This is a genomic window from Flavonifractor sp. An92 (assembly GCF_002159175.1).
Taxonomy (GTDB): domain Bacteria; phylum Bacillota; class Clostridia; order Oscillospirales; family Oscillospiraceae; genus Pseudoflavonifractor_A.
This window is the reverse complement of the sequence record NZ_NFGZ01000031.1, coordinates 1-18166: the sequence shown is the minus strand read 5'-3', so window position 1 is coordinate 18166 and position 18166 is coordinate 1. Positions and strand designations below refer to the sequence as shown.

At 65.2% G+C, this 18166-nt stretch carries 16 protein-coding genes; 1 reads left to right on the top strand and 15 read right to left on the bottom strand.

Annotation, left to right across the window (positions count from 1 at the left end):
- Positions 1–22: 22 nt before the first annotated feature.
- The 15 genes from B5G43_RS14750 to B5G43_RS14680 all read right to left on the bottom strand — a co-directional run bounded on the left by B5G43_RS14750 (position 23) and on the right by B5G43_RS14680 (position 17353).
- Complete coding sequence (locus B5G43_RS14750) at positions 23–736, bottom strand: tRNA threonylcarbamoyladenosine dehydratase (RefSeq protein ID WP_087262696.1); 714 nt, start codon at positions 734–736, stop codon at positions 23–25.
- A 78-nt stretch (positions 737–814) separates the two neighbouring features.
- Entirely contained in the window at positions 815–2368 is a 1554-nt protein-coding gene (locus B5G43_RS14745) for a peptidylprolyl isomerase (protein WP_087262694.1), read from the bottom strand.
- Between the two features lie 117 nt (positions 2369–2485).
- Positions 2486–3664 carry an alanyl-tRNA editing protein gene (locus tag B5G43_RS14740; RefSeq protein ID WP_087262692.1) on the bottom strand — a complete coding sequence of 393 codons (1179 nt, stop codon included), beginning with the start codon at positions 3662–3664 and terminating at the stop codon, positions 2486–2488.
- 68 nt (positions 3665–3732) lie between these two features.
- Positions 3733–5142, bottom strand: a complete 1410-nt coding sequence (locus tag B5G43_RS14735; RefSeq protein WP_087262690.1) for an aminopeptidase — start codon at positions 5140–5142, stop codon at positions 3733–3735.
- A gap of 111 nt (positions 5143–5253) precedes the next feature.
- The gene (gene coaE, locus B5G43_RS14730) at positions 5254–5856 is read right to left on the bottom strand and encodes a dephospho-CoA kinase (RefSeq protein WP_087262688.1); all 603 of its coding nucleotides are present in this window, start codon (positions 5854–5856) and stop codon (positions 5254–5256) included.
- Entirely contained in the window at positions 5853–6587 is a 735-nt protein-coding gene (locus B5G43_RS14725) for a hypothetical protein (protein ID WP_087262686.1), read from the bottom strand. The genes coaE and B5G43_RS14725 overlap by 4 nt, the downstream gene beginning before the upstream one ends.
- Before the next feature lie 20 nt (positions 6588–6607).
- Positions 6608–7621 carry an L-threonylcarbamoyladenylate synthase gene (locus B5G43_RS14720; RefSeq protein ID WP_087262684.1) on the bottom strand — a complete coding sequence of 338 codons (1014 nt, stop codon included), beginning with the start codon at positions 7619–7621 and terminating at the stop codon, positions 6608–6610.
- Between the two features lie 24 nt (positions 7622–7645).
- On the bottom strand, positions 7646–7903 hold the full coding sequence (locus tag B5G43_RS14715; protein WP_087262682.1) for a hypothetical protein: 258 nt from the start codon (positions 7901–7903) through the stop codon (positions 7646–7648).
- Between the two features lie 47 nt (positions 7904–7950).
- Entirely contained in the window at positions 7951–9015 is a 1065-nt protein-coding gene (gene prfA / locus B5G43_RS14710) for a peptide chain release factor 1 (protein ID WP_087262680.1), read from the bottom strand.
- Positions 9016–9025: 10 nt separating this feature from the next.
- Positions 9026–9655 carry a YdcF family protein gene (locus B5G43_RS14705; protein ID WP_087262678.1) on the bottom strand — a complete coding sequence of 210 codons (630 nt, stop codon included), beginning with the start codon at positions 9653–9655 and terminating at the stop codon, positions 9026–9028.
- A complete protein-coding gene (gene abc-f, locus B5G43_RS14700; RefSeq protein WP_087262676.1) occupies positions 9652–11574 on the bottom strand; it encodes a ribosomal protection-like ABC-F family protein in 1923 nt (640 codons plus the stop codon). The genes B5G43_RS14705 and abc-f overlap by 4 nt, the downstream gene beginning before the upstream one ends.
- A gap of 79 nt (positions 11575–11653) precedes the next feature.
- Positions 11654–13042: a UDP-N-acetylmuramoyl-tripeptide--D-alanyl-D-alanine ligase gene (murF, locus tag B5G43_RS14695; protein WP_087262674.1), complete on the bottom strand. Its 1389-nt coding sequence runs from the start codon at positions 13040–13042 to the stop codon at positions 11654–11656.
- A gap of 19 nt (positions 13043–13061) precedes the next feature.
- Positions 13062–14117, bottom strand: a complete 1056-nt coding sequence (locus B5G43_RS14690; RefSeq protein ID WP_087262672.1) for a D-alanine--D-alanine ligase — start codon at positions 14115–14117, stop codon at positions 13062–13064.
- 184 nt (positions 14118–14301) lie between these two features.
- On the bottom strand, positions 14302–14886 hold the full coding sequence (locus tag B5G43_RS14685) for a cytidylate kinase-like family protein (RefSeq protein ID WP_087262670.1): 585 nt from the start codon (positions 14884–14886) through the stop codon (positions 14302–14304).
- Between the two features lie 235 nt (positions 14887–15121).
- On the bottom strand, positions 15122–17353 hold the full coding sequence (locus B5G43_RS14680) for a hydratase (RefSeq protein ID WP_087262668.1): 2232 nt from the start codon (positions 17351–17353) through the stop codon (positions 15122–15124).
- Positions 17354–17603: 250 nt separating this feature from the next.
- Here B5G43_RS14680 and B5G43_RS14675 point away from each other — a divergent pair.
- Positions 17604–18166, top strand: a 563-nt coding sequence (locus B5G43_RS14675; RefSeq protein ID WP_143382883.1) for a copper amine oxidase N-terminal domain-containing protein, incomplete at its 3' end; no start/stop codon positions are given.

Below are 18166 nucleotides of genomic sequence, written 5' to 3'. Positions count from 1 at the left end.
AATGGAGGGATGTTTTTATACCTTATTTTCCCGTCAGGGTACGGATCACATCGCCCGCCATCATCAGGCCCGCACAGGCGGGCACCCACACCACGCTGGCGGGGATGGAGCGACGGCCCGGCGGGGGGGCCTCCCCGCTGTCCCCGGTGGCGGCGGGCAACTCCGGGGACCAAATCACCCGGTGGTCGGTGATGCCCCGCTTGCGCAGCTCCTTGCGCATGACCCGGGCCAACGGACAGCCCTCAGTCTCCGCGATGGAGCTGATGCGGAACAGGGTGGGGTCCAGCTTGTTCCCCGTGCCTAGGGCCGAGATCATCGGGATACCCCGGCTCCGGGCCGTCTCGATGAGGTCCAGCTTGCAGGACACCAGATCAATGGCGTCCACGATATAGTCCCAGTCGGGGGAAAAGATCTCGTCCCGGTGCTCGGCGTCGTATTTGGCCACCACCGGCGTCACGGCGCACTTGGGGCTGATGTCCCGGATACGGGCGGCCATGGCCTCCGCCTTGGGCTGGCCCAGGGTGGAGTGGAGGGCCTCCGCCTGGCGATTCAGATTGGTGAGCCCCACGTCGTCGTGGTCAATGAGGGTGAGGGCCCCCACGCCCGACCGGGCCAGAGCCTCGGCGCACCAGCTGCCCACGCCCCCCAGTCCAAAGACCGCCACATGGCTGTGCCACAGCTTCTCCATTCCCTCCGCCCCCAGCAACATGGCGGCACGGGCAAATTGTTCATCCATACGCTTGATACCTCCCAAAAGGCAAGGGGGACGGGGCCACTGCCCCGCCCCCCTGTTCGATTGCGATTGGTCGCGGAATTACTCCACGTACTTCAGACCGCTGCCGTCCACGGCCTCGATGCCGCTGGTCATCTCCTCCACCCAGGCGCTCATGTCGCTGCTGCGCAGGGCGTTCTCAGCGGTGTACTTCCACTGCACCTGGTCCACAGTGTCCAGGTACATCACATGCCAACCCCACTGGTCCTCCTGGGTGTTCTCCACCAGACCGGTGTCGCCGGCCTTGCGGCCGTCGGCGAAGATCCAGTCCAGGAAGCCGGTGAAGAAGCTGCTGTTCCGGGTCACGTCCTCATAGAGGCCGCCGGTGGTGTTGGAGCCGGGGTCCTCAGAGTACTCGTTGGCCAGCACGCCGAAGGAAGCGGCGGTCTTATCGCCGGCCTCGAACTCGTCCAGGATGGACTGAGCCTTCTCCTTGGCGGCCTCCATGGCCTCATCGGTGGGTTCCTCGGCGTCCTCAGCCACCTCGGCCTTCACCAGGATGTGGCGCACATCGGCCTGGCCGATGGACTCCTCATCCAGAGCGCGGCCATCGAACTGGACCACATAGTAGCCGTTGCCCTCGGACTCCACCACATCCACATCGCCGGGCTGGCGGGCGGCGTCGGTGAGCCAGGTCTTGATGGCGCTGTTGAGGCTGCTGCCCACGACGCTCTGCTGGCCGTCATAGGTCAGGTTGCTGTCGTCGGCCAGGGCGTCGTTGGCGGCGTTGTCGAAGCTCTCACCGCCCTGCACCTGGGCCAGGAGGGCGTCAGCCTTCTCCTTGGCGGCGTCCATGGCGGCGGTCTTCTCCTCCTCGGTAGCCTCCACGGTGTTGCCGTCCTCATCGGTGGTGCTGGCGGCAGCGCCGGAGAAGTAGATGGACCGGTAGTCGAAGGTGTCCAGGCTGTCCTTGTTCTCCTCATAGTAGCTCTGGAGCGCGCTGTCGTCGTAGGTCAGGGAGTCGGAGTGAGCCTGGTAGTACTGCTGAGCCAGATAGCTCTCCTCCAGGCAGGAGCGGAGGACCTTCTGGTCCATATACTGACCGAAATAGGCCTTCAGGAAGGAGTTCAGGCTGGGATAGCCGGACTGGGTAGCCTGAGACTTGTAGCTCTCGATGGAGCTCTCCACACTGGCCTGGCTATCCTCGGAGAGGGTCATGCCCTCCTCCTTGGCGGCGTCGGCCAGAGTCTTCACCTGGATCATCTGGCTCTTGGCGGTATCCATGAAGTAGTCGTAATAAGTGGTGCCCGCCTCTTCGTCATAGTACTGCTCCTGGGCGGACTTGGAGGTGTCGTACATGCCCATCATCGCCAGATAATAGGCGTTCTGCTGCTTGACGCTGTTGTAGTAGTAGGATACCTCACCGGGGGTGTAGTTCCGTCCGTCCACCGTCATGGCAGTGGTACGGCTCTGGAAAAAGCCGGAGTGCCACACCAGCAGGGCCACCACAAGCACGGCCACGATCACGCCGATGATCGTATAGATCGTCATGTTGCGTTTCTTGATCTGGGCCTCCTTGCGGTCCTGAATCTGCTTCTGCGTCAGGCCGCCCACCGGATCACTCTGGCGCTGCTTCTTTTCTCTGGATGCGCTCATTTTGATCTTCAGTCCTCTCGTCATAATTGCTTGCGAACTTAGTTTCGCATACATACCGAAGCATTATACCGGAAAATGCCTGGAATTTCAAGTGCTAAACCGGGATATGCTCAACCTTTACGATTTGTTCACGGTTTTGCGCGCCGCCCACCAGGCCTCTATGTCCTGCCGGGATGCGGCCACGCTCCCCTGCACCATGGCCGCCGAGCCGCCGCCCCGTCCGCTCAGAGCGGCGTTCATTTCCTTGACCAGCGGGCGCAGGTCCAGCCCTTCTCCGGCGCCCAGGATGTAGGCAAAACGCTCTCCCTCCGGGGCGAAGGCGGCGCAGAGGGGCACGCCCTTCTCCACTGCGGCATTCACCAGGGCCCGGAGGGCCGGGGTGGGGAGTTCCGCGAAGCACAGGGCCTCCTCCCCCGCCGGGAGGGTCTCCGCCAGCGCCTGGGCGGCCAGCTTGCCCAGGCGGGCATTTTCCTGCTTCACCGCCTCCAGCTCTCCGCTCTGCCGCTCCACCGCCTGGGCCACCTGGCTCTGGTGGGCCGAAAGCCGAGCCGAGATGGCCGCCACGCTGTTCTGCTTTGCCATCACATCGGCCACAGCCCGGCTGCCGCAGAGCATGCGCAGGCGGACGCCTCCCTTCCAGTTCTGGCTGGAGAGGAAGTGGATAAGGCCGATCTCGCCGGTGCGGTTCACGTGGGGCGCGCAGCAGGCGCACACGTCGTATCCGGGGATGGTGACGATGCGCACATGCTCCGTGAGGTCCAGCTTGCTGCGGTAGGTGAGGGTTTTCAGCTCCTCCTCCGGGGGATATTCGCAGGAGACCGGCAGGTCCATGGACACCGCCTCATTGGCCAGGCGTTCCACCTCCTGGACCTCCTCCCAGCTCACCGGGCCGCTCAGGTCCAGGATGACCTCCTCGTCCCCCAGGTGGAAGCCCACGTTGTCCACCCCGTCCCGGGCGTGGAAGAGGCCGGAGACGATGTGCTCCCCCGAGTGGCACTGCATCCGGGCGAAGCGGAGGGCCCAGTCCAGCTCTCCCGTTACTTCAGTCCCCGCCGGGATGGGGGCCGTCACATTATGCCAGACCAGGTCCCCCTCCTCCTGGGTGTCGGTCACCGGGATGGGGGCTCCCCCCGCCGGGGTCAGGGTGCCCCGGTCGCCGAACTGTCCGCCGCCCTCGGGGAAAAAGCAGGTCCGGTCCAGGGCAACGCGCCACCCCTCCCCTACCGCCTCGCACCGGAGCACGGCGGCCTGAAAGGTCTTTTGATGGCTGTCCCGGTCATAGATACGCTCTGTCATATGGGTCCCTCCCGCTCAAAAAGGGAGCGCCGCGGAGATTCCGCGGCGCTCCCCGTTGGTTCGTTGGCTTACTCGGCCAGATAGATGGCCTTCATGCCCTTGTAGGTCATATAGCAGTCCAGCTTGGCCACCGTCTCGAAGGGGGCGTGCATGGACAGCACCGGCACGCCCGCGTCGATGGTGTCGATGTCCCGGTTGGCCATATAGCAGGCCACGGTGCCGCCGCCGCCGGCGTCCACCTTGCCAAGCTCCGCCATCTGCCAGAACACGCCGCCCTCGTCCAGCACACGGCGGACGTAGGCCACCACCTCAGCCGAGGCGTCGGAGGAGCCGGACTTGCCCCGGGCGCCGGTGTACTTGGACAGACCCATGCCGTAGTTCACCCGGGCGCTGTTGCGCTTCTCGTACACGTCGGGGAAGTTGGGGTCATAGGCCGCCGTCACGTCGGCGGACAGGCAGAAGGACTTCTCATAGCAGGCCTTCAGGGGCACCTTCTGGGCGTCGCACAGGTCGGACATGAAGGTGTCGAAGGCCGCCGACTGCATGCCGGACACGCCCTCGGAGCCGATCTCCTCCTTGTCGGCCAGGATGCACACGGCGGTGCGGGTGGGGACCTCAATCTCCAGCAGAGCGGCGAATTCCGCATAGGCGCACACCCGGTCGTCGTGGCCGTAGGAGCCAATGAGAGAGCGGTCAAAGCCAATATCACAGGCGCGGAAGGCGGGCACGGCCTCCAGCTCGGCGGAGATGAAGTCCTCCTCCACGATGCCGTACTTCTGGTTCAGCAAATCCAGCACCGCCAGCTTCACCCGGTCAGAGCCCTCGTCGTCCTTGAAGGGACGGCTGCCCACCAGGATGTTCAGGCTCTCGGCGGGGATGGCCTCACTGAGGGGCTTCTTGGACTGCTCCACGCCCAGGTGGGGCAGCAGGTCGTCCACGGTGAACATGGGGTCGTTCTCGCCGCCGCCCACGGACACCTTCACCACGCTGCCGTCCTTCAGGGCCACCACGCCCCGCAGCTCCAGGGGGATGGTCACCCACTGGTACTTGCGGATGCCGCCGTAGTAGTGGGTCTTGAGGAACGCCATCTCGCTGTCCTCGTACAGCGGATTGGGCTTCAGGTCCAGGCGGGGGGAGTCGATGTGGGCCGCGCCGATGTTGACGCCCTCGGCCAGAGACTTCTTGCCGATGACGGCCAGCATCAGGCCCTTGCCCCGGTTGGAGCGGTAGACCTTATCGCCGGGCTTGAGCTCCATGCCCCGCTCCAGAGGACGGAAGCCGTGCTCCTCGGCCTGACGAATGGCCTCGTCCACGCACTCCCGCTCGGTCTTGCCAACGTCCAGGAAATGCTTGTAGTGCTCGCAGTAGTCCTGCATGGCCGCCTCGTCCTCCTGGGACAGGCGGTCGTATCCGTTCTTCGGTGCGTAGCACAGCGCCTCGCGGCGCAGCTCGCCCGGGGTTTTCACTTTATCTTCCATAAAAGGGACCTCCTTATCTTAGGCTCCCGGATACGGGGTCCGTATCCGGAGGATGATCTGCCCTTTATCATACCACAGGGTATGGATTTTTTCCAGCCACAAGGAGAAAATTCACTCCGCCAGGATCGAGCGGAACAACACCAGCGCCCGGGCCGCGAACTGTCCCCGGTCCTCTCCGGGGCCGTTTTCCAGCACATGGTCGGCGTGGGCCCGGAAAAAGTCGTCCCCCTTCTGGGCCATGGCCCGGCGGCGGGCGTAGTCCTCGGAAATGCCCTCCCGGGCCATGATGCGCTGGATGCGGGTCTCCAGCGGGGCCAGCACCGCCACCACGGTGTCGCACTCCTCCCCCAGGCCGCTCTCGATGAGGGAAATGGCGTCCACCGCCACGGCGGGGCAGCCCTCCGCCCGGGCCGCAGCCCGCTGGCGCTGGATGTCCGAGAGGATGAACCGATGGGTGATGGCGTTCAGGTCCTCCAGGTCCCGGCCGTTGCCGAACACCGCGCTGCCCAGCGCCTTCCGGTCCACCGCGCCTGTCTGGTCCAGAATGCCGGGGCCAAAGCGCCCCACCAGGGCCGCTTTCAGCGCCTCGCTCTCCTCCAGCAGGCGGTGGTACACCTGATCGGCGTCAATGATGTGGGCGCCCAGCACCTCCAGCGCCCGCAGCGCCGTGGTCTTACCCGCCCCAGTGGGGCCGGTGATCCCGATGAGCTTCATACAAATGCCTCCTCCCGCGCCGCTGCCCGCAGCTTCCAGCGCAGGCGCAGAGCCAGGATCAGATTCACCACCGGCACCAGGCCCAGCAGGATATGGAGGACCAACATGCCGGGGCTTTTCTTGGTCACAAGACACCCCCGGATCAGACCGTGGAGCAGAAAGATCTCCTGTACGGTCCACAGCACGCCGATGAGGAAGGCCGCCAGCAGGATCAGGGGGTCCAGAACTATGGCCACGATGGCCACATGAAACACCAGGTGCAGCATGGGCCAGAGGACCGCCAGCACCAGAGGGTAAAAGGGCAGCATCCACAGCGGGCCCTGAAAGGCCCCGTGAAGGCTCAGCGCCGCGTATCCATAGCCGCCCACCAGCAGAAGCTGGAGCGGAAGGCCCAAAAACAGGCCGTCATCCAGAAGGCGCGCGGCTTTCTGGGCCCGGGAGGCCCCGGGATGGCGGGCCAGTGGGAAGAAATTGGCCTTGATGAGCACATAGAGGCCAAACAGGGTCCCCGGCAGAGCCGCCAGGGCCGCCTGGCCCCAGGCCAGCAGAGAGTTGGCCCCCGACACCGCCTGCGCCAGCGCCAGAAAGGCCAGAGCCGCCGTCCACAGCACCGAGCAGAAATAGCCCGCCGCGGTGAGGAGCACCCACACCGGGTGCCCCAACTCGATGCGCTTGGTGAGATCCAGCGCCACGAGCACCACCACAGCCACACAGACCAACAGGATCGCCATGCTTCTCCCTCCTCGCGGGCTCAGACCTCCACGATGTGGAAGCCCGCCGCTTTGTTCAGCCGGTTGGACACCGCCAGGCCGATGCCTGTGGGGTCGGGGCCCTGGGCCCAGATGCGCTGTACGTCAGTGCCGTCAAAGTACCGCAAGGCGTCGAACACCCGCCGGGCCTGCTCGGCCTGGTCGGACGCCGGACCCATGGATTCGGTGGGATAGCCCTCAAAGAGGGGCAGGAACTCCGCGAAGCAGATGACCCCGTCTCCCTCCTCCAGGTGCTCCCGGATGTAGCGGGCGCTCTGCTCCGGCGCGCCCCGCACCACGGTGACCGGGGCCTTGGGGGCGTAGTGACGGTATTTCATGCCGGGGGCCCGGGGGTGCTCCCCCGCCGCCATCAGACGGGTGACGGCCTCGTCCACCGCCACTTCCCCCAGAACCTCCCGCAGCTCCTCCAGCGTCACTCCGCCGGGCCGCAGCAGCCGGGGGGGCGTGACCGTCAGGTCGATGATGGTGGACTCCACCCCCACCGAGCAGGGGCCGCCGTCCACGATTCCGTCGATCTTCCCGTCCATGTCCTCCAGCATGTCGGCCATGTTAGTGGGGCTGGGCCGGCCGGAGGTGTTCCCCGACGGGGCGGCCACCGGCAGGTCCGCCGCCTGAATGATGGCCCGGCACACCGGGTGGGACGGGCAGCGCATACCCACCGTGGCAAGGCCCGCCGTCACCGCGTCGGGCACGATGTCCTTGTGCTCCAGGATCATGGTGAGGGGGCCCGGCCAGAACCGCCGGGCCAGGGCGTAGGCCGCGGCGGGGATGTGGTCGCAGTAGCGCTCCAGCCAGAGGGCTGAGGGGATGTGGAGGATGAGGGGGTTGTCCTGGGGGCGGCCCTTGGCCTCGAAGATGTGGCCTACCGCCGCCGCGTCCAGACCGTTGGCCCCCAGGCCGTACACCGTCTCAGTGGGGATGCCCAGAAGCCCGCCGTTTTTCAGGATCTCGGCCGCCTCTTCCACCTGATCTGCTGTAAAGCGTTTTGTCTTCACAGTGTGTTCACCTGGCTTTCCGGATCACTCGTAAATGCCCACCGGGGTGCCCGCCAGCTCAATGGTGGTCTCGGGGGCAAATTTGCGCTGCTGGAGGTAGTTTTTCACCGCCAGGATGCCGTATTTGGGATTCACCCGCTCGTCCTCCAGCTCCAGCTCCAGGAAGTTGGGGCCGGAACCGGTGAGCCAGCCGTCCTCTTCCAGCACGTCGGCCAGCTCGGTACGCAGGCCCAGCAGGTCCAGGCCCTCCGGAAGGGTGTCAAAATGGATGCACAGTTCCATGGTTAAAACCTCGTTTCTTGGGTTAATTTCTGTAAAGGGAATTTACCTTACGCCTCTTCCCCGGCCTTGAGCCGCTCCGCCTGGTTGGCGGTGACCAGAGAGTCGATGAGCTCGTCCAGGTCGCCGTCCATAATGGCCTCGATCTTGTAGAGCGTCAGGCCGATGCGGTGGTCGGTGACCCGGCCCTGGGGGAAGTTGTAGGTGCGGATGCGCTCGTTGCGCATGCCGGAGCCCACCTGGCTGCGGCGCTGGTTCTCAAATTCGCTGTTGACCCGCTCCTGCTCCGCCTCGTAGAGCTTGGAGGCCAGGATACGCATGGCCTTGTCCCGGTTCTGGAACTGGCTGCGCTCCTGCTGGCACTCCACCACGGTGCCGGTGGGCTTGTGGATGAGGCGGACGGCGGAGGAGGTCTTGTTGACGTGCTGGCCGCCCGCGCCGGAGGAGCGGAACACCTGCATCTCGATGTCGGCGGGGTTCAGCTGCACGTCCACCTCTTCCATCTCGGGGAGCACCGCCACGGTGGCGGTGGAGGTGTGGATGCGCCCGCCGCTCTCGGTCTCGGGCACCCGCTGCACCCGGTGGACGCCGCTCTCGAATTTCAGGCGGGAGTAGACCCCGTCCCCCTCGATGACCATGGAGAGCTCCTTTACGCCCCCCAGCTCGGTCTCGCTGAGGCTGACCAGGTCCACCTTCCAGCCCTTGCTCTCGGCGTACATGGAGTACATCCGGTGGAGGGAGTGGGCAAACAGCGCCGCCTCCTCCCCGCCCACGCCGGCGCGGATCTCCACGATGACGTTCTTGCCGTCGTTGGGGTCCTTGGGCAGGAGGAGGATCTTCAGCTCCTGCTCCAGGGCCTCGATGTCCTTCTTGGCCTGGGCGTACTCCTCCTTGGCCATGTCGGCCAGCTCCGGGTCGCCCATCAGTTCCTCGGCCCCAGTCAGGTCGGCCTTCCGGCGCTCCAGGTTCCGGTAGGCGGTGACCACCGGCTCCAGCTCCCGCTGTTCCCGGTTCAGACGGGTCACCAGCGCCGGGTCGTTGTAGGTCTCTGGCGCGCTGAGCTGGGCCTCCAGCGCCTGGGCGCGCAGGTCCAGCTCCTTCAGTTTATCCAGCATTTCCATCGTATCACCTGTCAAAGAGAAAGGATTTCACCAGTGCCAGCGGCTCCCGCAGGTACATTTTCAGCCGGGAGGGCACGTGGGAGCTGGGGGCGGCCAGGGTGGAGAGAGGCGCGTCGCCATCCCACACCCGGCCCCACAGCATCCGCACCCGGGTCAGGTGGAAGCCGTTGGAGACCACCACCACGCCCTCTGACGTGTCATACCCCTCCTCGGCCAGCAGCGCCGCCGAGTTGCGCAGGTTCTCCACGGTATTGGAGGACTGGTCCTCCATCAAAATCTGTTCCCCGTCCACGCCGTGGTCGGTGAGGTAGTCGTACATACACTGGGCCTCGCTGATGTGCTCGTCGGGGCCCTGCCCGCCGGACACCACAATGGTCAGGTCCGGGTGTTCCTCCAGATAGGAGAGGGCCTTGTCCAGCCGGTCCTGGAGGAGGATCGACGGCCCCCAGGGCTTCACCTGACAGCCCAGGATCACCATGACCTGGGGATTCCCCTGGATGTGGTCGTAGGAGCCGTAGAGCACCGCCCCAAAGAGCCCCCCGAAGCACAGAGCGCCCAGCAGAAGGAGGACCAGCAGCACCCGGAGCCAGCGGTGCTTCTTCTTCCCTCCGTAGGGGGTATAGGCCCGGCTCACAGGGTGCCTCCCGCCTCTTCCAGCGCGGCGGAGAGGGTCTCCCACTGCTCGTAGAGCCCGGCCAGCTCCTCCTCCAGGGCAGCCTTCTCGGTCCCCAGCTCCTGGAGGCGCACGTAGTCGGTGGCGGCCTCCACCATGGCCGCATCCAGGGCCTCCAGCCGCTCCTCAGCCTTGGCCACCGCCCGCTCGGCGGCGGTCACCTGCTTTTCCAGCATCTTGGTGCCGCCGGTGCGCTTGGCCGGTTTGGCCTGGGCCTCCGTCTTGGGCGCCTTGGTGGGAGCAGCGGGCTTATTGGCCTGCTCCAGCTGCTTCTGGCGCTCCTGCCAGGCCCGGAAGGCCTCAAAGGTTCCCCGGAAGTCAGTGATCTGGCCGTTTTCAATCATCCAGATGCGGCTGGCAAACTGGTTGATGAAGTAGCGGTCGTGGGACACGAAGAGAAGGGTCCCCTCGTAGTCGGTGACCGCCTCTTCGATCCACTCCCGGGAGGCGATGTCCAGGTGGTTGGTGGGCTCGTCCAGGATGAGGAGGTTGATCTTGCTGTCCATGAGCATGCACAGCCGCAGGCGGCTCTGCTCGCCGCCGGACAGGGCGGACACCGGCTTGAATACGTCCTCTCCCCGGAAGTTGAAGGCGGCCAGACGGTCCCGGGCCTCCTGGGTGGTGCAGTTCTGGTCGTAGAGCATGGTATCCACCAGATTGCGCTCCGGGTGGTCGAAGTGGATGATCTGGGGCAGATACCCGATCTTCACCGTGGGACCGAAGCGGATCTTGCCCCCGTCGGGCAGCTCCTCGTCCAGGAGCAGTTTGAGGAAGGTGGACTTGCCGGTGCCGTTGTCCCCCAGGAGGGCGATGCGCTCCCCGCCCTCAATGAGCAGGTCCACGTCGTGGAAGAGGGTGCGCCCGTCGAAGCCCTTCTCCAGGTCCTTGATGAGCAGCACCTCGTCGCCCTGAAAGTCTCTCTCTCCGAAGCGCAGCTCCAGCTTGCGCTCCTTCTTGGGCTTCTCGGTCTTGCGCAGGCGCTCGATGCGCTTTTCCATGGACTGGGCCCGCTTGAAGGTCTTGTCCATGCCGGAATAGGCCCAGATGCGCAGCTGCTCGGCCGACTTCTCCAGCTGGGCGATCTTGGCCTGCTCCTTCTCGTACTGCTTGAGACGCTCGGCGTAGCGGCGCTCCTTCTCCTCGGCGTAGAAGCTGTAATTGCCCGCATAGAACTCCGCCTTGCCGTCCTGAATCTCGATGACCCGCTGGACCACCCGGTCCAGGAACCAGCGGTCGTGGGAGATGGCCAGCACGGTGCCCTTGAACTTGTCCAGGTAGTCCTCCAGCCACTCGGTGGCCCGCAGGTCCAGGTGGTTGGTGGGCTCGTCCAGCAGCAGGATGTCGGTGTTCTCCAGAATGAGGCGGCCCAGGTTCACCCGGGTCTTTTCTCCGCCGGAGAGGGAGGAAAAGGCCTGCTTGCGCATGTCCTGGGAAATGAGAAGGCCGTTACAGACCTTGCTGAGTTCCGTCTCGGTGTCGTAGCCTCCCCCCGCCTCGAAGGCGGCGGAGAGCTGGTCGTACCGGCGGAGGATGGCCGGGTCGCTGTCGTGGGCCATGCGCTCGGTGAGCTCCCCCATCTCCTCCTCCATGCGCCTCAACCGCTCAAAGGCGGTGCGCAGCACGTCGTCCACCGTGTACTCCGGCGGATAGACCGGGATCTGGGAGATGAGGCCCATGGTCTTGCCCGGGGCCACCACCACCTCGCCCTCGTCGTAGTCCAGCTCGCCGGTGAGGATTTTTAAGAAGGTGGTCTTGCCCGCGCCGTTGCGGCCCAGCAGGCCCACCCGCTCCCCCTGGTCGATCTGAAAGGTGAGACCGTCCAGGATCTTTGTGCCGACCTCGAATTCCTTCACCAGGCCGGATACTGCGATATCGATCATGTCTCTTCTCCTGTTTGTTGGTCTGGCCGCTGCGTGAAAAAAGCCGCGGGCCCCGGGGGGCATCCGCGGCTTTTTGTGCTTACGCCTCGGTGGTGATACTCTTCAGGTACTCCACCAGCTCTTCAAAGGCCATGCCCCGGGAGGCCTTCACCAGCACCGTGGTGTTGGGCCCGATCACCTGCTCCAGCACCGGGCGGGCCGACTCCTTATCCGGGCAGTCGTACACCGTCTCCACGCCGCTCTGACGGGCGGCCTCTGCAATGTGCCGGGCCAGCTCGCCCACCGCCACCAGGCAGTGGATGCCGGCCTTGCCCAGGTACTCGCCCACGCCGGCGTGGAGCACCGGGGCCAGGGGGCCCAGCTCGAACATGTCGCCCAGCACCGCAACCTTATGCTGAGCCTTGGTGCTGGCCAGCACCTCCACTGCCGCCCGCATGGACTGGGGGTTGGCGTTGTAGGTGTCGTTGAGAATGGTGATGCCGTTCCCCCGGTGGAGGATGTTCATGCGCATCTTGGTGGGGGCGAAGTGGAGCACACCGTCCACCATCTCCTGCTCGGTGAGCCCGAAGTGCTCGCCCACCGCCAGGGCCATCAGGGTGGGGTACACCATGTGCTCGCCCATGGCAGGGATCTCCAGAGAACAGGTCATGCGGGGCGTCTTGGCCTCACAGAGCATGTGGCTACCGCCGTCGCTGTGGACGCCGGTGGCCCGGTAGTCGTTCCCCTCCCCCATGCCGCACCACACTGTGGTAAAGGGCAGCTGGTCCAGGGTGCGCACCAGCGGGTCATCCCCGTTGAGGATGGCCAGGCAGTGCTCCTTGGCGTGGTGGAAGATCTCGCTCTTGGCATCCAGGATCTTCTCCCGGGAGCCGAAAAACTCGATGTGGGAGTCGCCCACGTTGGTGATGAGGGCCACGTCGGGCTCCACGATGTCGGAGAGGTAGTCGATCTCCCCGGCGTGGTTCATGCCCAGCTCCAGCACGGCGATCTCATATTCATGGTTCAGCCGCAGCAGCGTCATAGGCACGCCGATGTCGTTGTTCAGGTTCCCCTCGGTCTTGAGGACCTTGTACTTCTCCCCCAGCACGGCGGCCACCATGTCCTTGGTGGTGGTCTTGCCCACCGAGCCGGTGATGGCTACCACCGGAATGTGGAATTTGTTCTTGTAGTGCTTGGCCAGGTCCCGCAGGGCCCGGGTGGTGTTGGGCACCTTGATATAGAACTTGCCGGGCAGATAGCTCTCCCGCTCCCGCTGGGTGAAGCACCCGGCGGCGCCCCCCTCCAGGGCGGAATTGATATAGGCGTGGCCGTCAAAGCGCTCCCCGGACAGGGGCACGAACAGAGACCCCTCATGGATGGTGCGGCTGTCGGTCTCCACCCGGGCGATGGTCCGGTCCAGGTCGTCAAACTCGCCCAGCATCCGGCCTCCCACCACGTCCAGGATCTCGCGTATGGTCATCGGCTCCATGCAGCAACTCTCTCCTTTGTTATTTCCCCTGATTCCGGGCCGCCAGCGAGGCGTCCACGATCCTCTGACACAGGGTGTCGTAATCCACGCCCACGGCGGCGGCCTCCTGGGGCAGCAGGCTGGTGGCAGTCATGCCCGGCAGGGTGTTGACCTCCAGGAACCACACATTGCCCTCTTTGTCCAGGATGAAGTCGCTGCGGGAGTAGGCCACCAGGCCCAGCAGCTCGTGGACCCGACGGGCGGCGGCGCGCATCTTGGCGTCGGACTCCCCGTCGATGTCCGCCGGGCAGATCTCCCGGGACGCGCCGGCCAGGTACTTGTTCTTGTAGTCGTAGAAGCCCACGTTGGGGATGATCTCGATGGGGGGTAAGCTCTCCCCCTCCAGCACGCCGCAGGAGAAGTCCCGGCCCTCCACGAACTGCTCCACCAGCACCTGATCGGTGACGCCAACACAGGCGGTGAGCGCCTGGTGCAGCTCCGCGCCGGTGTGGCACAGGTACACGCCCACCGACGAGCCGCCGTTGGGCACCTTCACCACACAGGGGGCGGGCTCCTCCGCCTCCAGCGCGGCCATGCGCTCCTCGGTCAGGCGGACGGTCTGCCACTTGGGGGTGAGTACCCCAGTCCCGGCCAGCACGGCCTTGGTGAAGCACTTATCCATGGCGATGGCGCTGCCCAGATAGCCCGAGCCGGTGTAGGGGATGCCCAGCATATCGAAGGCTGCCTGGAGCCGTCCATCCTCTCCATTGGCCCCGTGCAGGGCGATGAACACCAGGTCCGCCATACGGCAGGCCTCCAGCACGCCCGGCCCGAACAGGCTCCGGCTCTGATCCTTTCGGGCGGCGCGCACCGCCGCCAGATCCGGCTCCTGCTCCTTGCTGTTGGGGTCGGGCAGGGGCGGCGGCAGACGGAACAGGTCCTCGACCGGATGGGGATACGCCTCCAGGCCCAGGAACAGGTCCACCACCACTGCGTCGTGGCCCTGACGGCGCAGGGCCTCACACACCATGGCGCCGGTGGAGAAGGAGACATTCCGCTCCGTGCTCAGCCCGCCGGCCAAAACAACGATCTTCATATTTTCGCACCTCTGCAAAACGGTTTGTTCCGACATAGCAAAATATGCATGTATCGTTCATTATAGCATACCCCGACACAATACACAATGAAAAAAGCGCCCTTTTTCCAGCCGGGAACACGACGCCGGGCGCGCCGTCCCGGTCTGGGTGGCGGCGCGCCCGGCGTCGGGACAGCACGCCCCGTCAGCCGTCCATGGCCAGCGCCGCGGCCTTGATGGCGGCCACGGCCTGTTCAATGCCGATACGGCTGTTGATGCACAGATCATAATTGCCCATATCGCCCCATTTACGGCCCACAAAGTGGCTGTAATAGGAGGCGCGATAGCGGTCCTGCTGCTTGACAAAGCTCTCCATGTGGGGAGCCTCCACCTGGTACTCCTCCCGGGCGCGGCGCACCCGCTGCTCCAGCGGAGCCTGGACAAAGACCCGCAGGCAGCAGCGGTGCTCGTCCAGCACATAGTCCGCGCACCGGCCCACGATGACGCAGGGCTGCTTGGTCACGTCCTGGATGTACTTGGCCTGGGCCACAAACACCTGGTCGGGCAGCGGCATGGTCTGGGTCATATTATACAGGTCAAACAGGAAGCTCCCGGTGGGGCGGGCCTCCGTCTGGCGGATGTAGTGCTCCGTCAGGCCGGTCTGCTCCGACACCTTCTGAATGATCTCCTTGTCATAAAAGGGCACACCCAGCTCCTCCGAGAGACGCCGGGCGATGATGCGCCCGCCGGAACCGTACTGGCGGCTGATGGTGATGACAAGTTGTTTCATGCTTGCTTCCTCCTTTTTACCCGAATCGGTTCAGTCTATGCTTACTTGGCGTAATAGTTGATGAGACACCCGGCCAAAATAATGTCTCTCTCTGCTTCCCCACAGGGCCGGCCCTGTGGGGGCCCCTTCTTCTTTCATCTGCTCGGGCGAAATGAATTCGCCCGGCATCAAGGTTTTGACCCCAGGTCAAAACGCTTGGTACGCCGTACTCACGGCGGTGGAAGAGCGGGCCATCTTATTTCGCGTAGTAATTGATGAGGCATCCGGCCAGGATAATGTCCCGCTCTTCCTTGGTGATGCCGGGCAGAGTGAGGGTGACGTTCTTCTCCTCCCCGTTCTGGATGAGGGTGGCGGGGATGGACTCGTCCCCCCGCTCCAGGGCGGCGCGGACGCCGGGGATGTACAGCTGGTCGCCGGGCTGGATGTTCCAGTCCTTCACGTCAGCGGCCTGGAAGGGCAGCATGCCCCAGTTGACCACGTTGGAGCGGTAGCGCTTGGTGGCAAACTCGGCACACACGTTGGCGCAGCCGCCCAGCACCCGCTGGCAGGAGGCGGCCTGCTCCCGGGCGGAGCCGTCGCCGGGCTTCAGGGCCATGACGAAGGAGCCGAGACCCGTGGTCTTGGGGTCGTGGCCCATCAGGGCCTCGGTCCCCTCCCCGGCGCGGCGCTTCTTCTCCTCAGCCAGGACGGCCTTGGCACGGGGCACGTACTGGGGGTCCTTCCGGGACAGGGCGAACTCGCTCAGGCGCAGGGGGTTGGAGCGGTAGGACGAGGTCTCACCGGAGGGGATCAGCTCGTCGGTGGTGGTGACGGGGTCGTAGATGGCCGCGGCTGCAGTGAGGAGCAGGTTCTCGGGCAGGGCGATCTGCTCCGGCCAGTCGGCGATGTTGGGACCGTAGACCAGCTCGGTGTCCGGCTGGGGCTTGCCCGCGCCGAAGTAGACCCGGGCCTTGTAGGCCGAATCGTCATAGGCCCAGTTCTCCTCGGGCCGGTCGGCGGGCACGTCGGGCAGCTCGTCGGCGGCGGTGAGGACGCCGTGGTTGAGGGCGGTGGCGGCGATGCTCCGGGCGTCCATGAGGGCCACGTAGGAGATCTGGTTGTCGCCAGGCTTGCTCCCCTCCCGGTTGGGGAAGTTGCGGGTGGAGTGGCGGATGGAGAAGGCCCCGTTGGCGGGCACGTCACCCGCGCCGAAGCAGGGTCCGCAGAAGCAGGAGCGGATGGACGCGCCGGCGGCCATCAGGGAGGCGATGTAGCCCTTCTTGGTCAGCTCCAGGTTGATGGGCATGGAGCCGGGGTAACAGGACAGCCAGAAGGCGTCGGATCCGATGGGCTGGCCCTTCAGGATCTCGGCGGCCCGGACCAGGTTCTGATAGATGCCGCCGGAGCAGCCGGCGATGACGCCCTGGTCCACATGGAACTGCCCGTCCACGATCTTATTGGCGAGAGGAGCGGCGTTCTTCACGCCCAGCTGCTCCGCCGCGTCCACGTCCACTTGGTGGAGAAGGTCAGCCATGTTGGCCTTGAACTCCTTGATGGTGTAGGCGTTGGAGGGGTGGAACGGCAGAGCGATCATGGGCTCCACGGTGGAGAGGTCCACCTCCACCACGCCGTCATAGTAAGCGCCGTCGGCGGGAGCCTGAGCCTTGTACTGGTCTCCGCGGCCCAGAGCGGTCAGGTGGGCCTTGGTGTACTCGTCGGTGGACCACACGGAGGAGAGGCAGGCCGTCTCGGTGGTCATGACGTCGATGCCGGAGCGGTAGTCCATGGAGAGATTGGCCACGCCGGGGCCGAAGAACTCCATGACGGAGTTCTTCACCACGCCCTCCTTGAAGGTGGCGCCGATGAGGGCCAGGGCCACGTCCTGGGGGCCCACGCCGGGGCGGGGCGCGCCAGTGAGGTAAATGGCGATCACCTTGGGGTAGGCGATGTCGTAGGTCTTGCACAGCAGCTGCCGGGCCAGCTCGGGGCCGCCCTCGCCGATGGCCATGGTGCCGTAGGCGCCGTAGCGGGTGTGGGAGTCGGAGCCCAGGATCATCTTCCCCGGGGCGGCGTACCGCTCACGCATGTAGGAGTGGATGACCGCCTGGTGGGCGGGGACGAACTCGCCGCCGTACTTCTTGGCCGCCGAGAGGCCGAACACATGGTCGTCCTCGTTGATGGTGCCGCCCACGGCGCACAGGGAGTTGTGGCAGTTGGTGAGCACGTAGGGCAGCGGGAACTCCTTCAGGCCGGAGGCCCGGGCGGTCTGGATGATGCCCACGTAGGTGATGTCGTGGGAGGCCATGGCGTCAAAGCGGATGGCCAGGCGGTCCATGCCGTCCAGGGTGTTGTGGGCCTTCAGGATGCCGTAGGCCATGGTGCCGGACTTGGCCTCCTCCGGAGCGGGGAGCCCGGCGGCCGCCCCCGCCTCCGTGGAGAGGAACGCGCCGTCCTTGTAGTAAGCGCCGGAGCGCTGGATCTGGATCATAGGTCGGATACCTCCATACTATCAGCGGAGCATGACACTCCGCGTGGTCTTGCCGCAGCAGCAGGTTATTTCTTGTTTATTGTACCAATTTGTGCCGCCAAACGCAAGTCCCCTTGTCAACTCTTTCGTTTTGAGGCCTTTTGCGTGCTAAATTTATGTTAACTATTTTTGCGCCGTTCGGTTGACGAAAGCCCGGGGGTAGGGTAAAATAAGGTCGATTCCCATTCTCAAGAACCAAAGGAGCCCTGCCATGAAACGTACCTGCCTCTTCCTCTTCCTCCTGTTTGCTCTCTTCAGCGCCCTGGCCGTCACCGCTCAGGCCGCCGGCCCCGCCGGGACCCTCTCGGTCCGCTTTTACAACGAGACCACCGGCGCCTACTCCGGCGAAACCACCACCGACCGGGTGCTCCTCACCCTCAACGGTGAGGACCTGGTCCCCGACGGCGTCCCCGCTCTCATCCAGTATGTGAACGGCGACGGGCGTACCCTGGTGCCGGTCCGGCTGGTGTCCGAGGCACTGGATGCGGAGGTGCTCTGGGTGGCGGAGACCCGGCAGGTCATCGTCCTCAAGGACAGCGACACCATCGTCCTCACGCTGGGCTCCTCCAAGGCCACCATCAACGGTGTGACCACCGACCTGCCCGGCGGCGTCCCCGCCGGCGCGGTGAAGTACAACGGCCTGGAGAGCACCATGGTTCCCCTCCGCTTCGTCTCGGAGGCCCTGGGCGCCGATGTGGGCTGGGACAACGACACCTTTACCGCCTCCATCACCACCCAGGCCGTGACTCCCACCCCCACGCCTACCCCCACTCC

Bases quoted from the DNA above. Each gene is read 5' to 3' on its own strand.
- B5G43_RS14750 (WP_087262696.1), bottom strand. From the start codon at position 736: ATGGATGAACAATTTGCCCGTGCCGCCATGTTGCTGGGGGCGGAGGGA.
- B5G43_RS14745 (WP_087262694.1), bottom strand. From the start codon at position 2,368: ATGAGCGCATCCAGAGAAAAGAAGCAGCGCCAGAGTGATCCGGTGGGC.
- B5G43_RS14740 (WP_087262692.1), bottom strand. From the start codon at position 3,664: ATGACAGAGCGTATCTATGACCGGGACAGCCATCAAAAGACCTTTCAG.
- B5G43_RS14735 (WP_087262690.1), bottom strand. From the start codon at position 5,142: ATGGAAGATAAAGTGAAAACCCCGGGCGAGCTGCGCCGCGAGGCGCTG.
- coaE (WP_087262688.1), bottom strand. From the start codon at position 5,856: ATGAAGCTCATCGGGATCACCGGCCCCACTGGGGCGGGTAAGACCACG.
- B5G43_RS14725 (WP_087262686.1), bottom strand. From the start codon at position 6,587: ATGGCGATCCTGTTGGTCTGTGTGGCTGTGGTGGTGCTCGTGGCGCTG.
- B5G43_RS14715 (WP_087262682.1), bottom strand. From the start codon at position 7,903: ATGGAACTGTGCATCCATTTTGACACCCTTCCGGAGGGCCTGGACCTG.
- prfA (WP_087262680.1), bottom strand. From the start codon at position 9,015: ATGCTGGATAAACTGAAGGAGCTGGACCTGCGCGCCCAGGCGCTGGAG.
- abc-f (WP_087262676.1), bottom strand. From the start codon at position 11,574: ATGATCGATATCGCAGTATCCGGCCTGGTGAAGGAATTCGAGGTCGGC.
- murF (WP_087262674.1), bottom strand. From the start codon at position 13,042: ATGGAGCCGATGACCATACGCGAGATCCTGGACGTGGTGGGAGGCCGG.
- B5G43_RS14690 (WP_087262672.1), bottom strand. From the start codon at position 14,117: ATGAAGATCGTTGTTTTGGCCGGCGGGCTGAGCACGGAGCGGAATGTC.
- B5G43_RS14685 (WP_087262670.1), bottom strand. From the start codon at position 14,886: ATGAAACAACTTGTCATCACCATCAGCCGCCAGTACGGTTCCGGCGGG.
- B5G43_RS14680 (WP_087262668.1), bottom strand. From the start codon at position 17,353: ATGATCCAGATCCAGCGCTCCGGCGCTTACTACAAGGACGGCGCGTTC.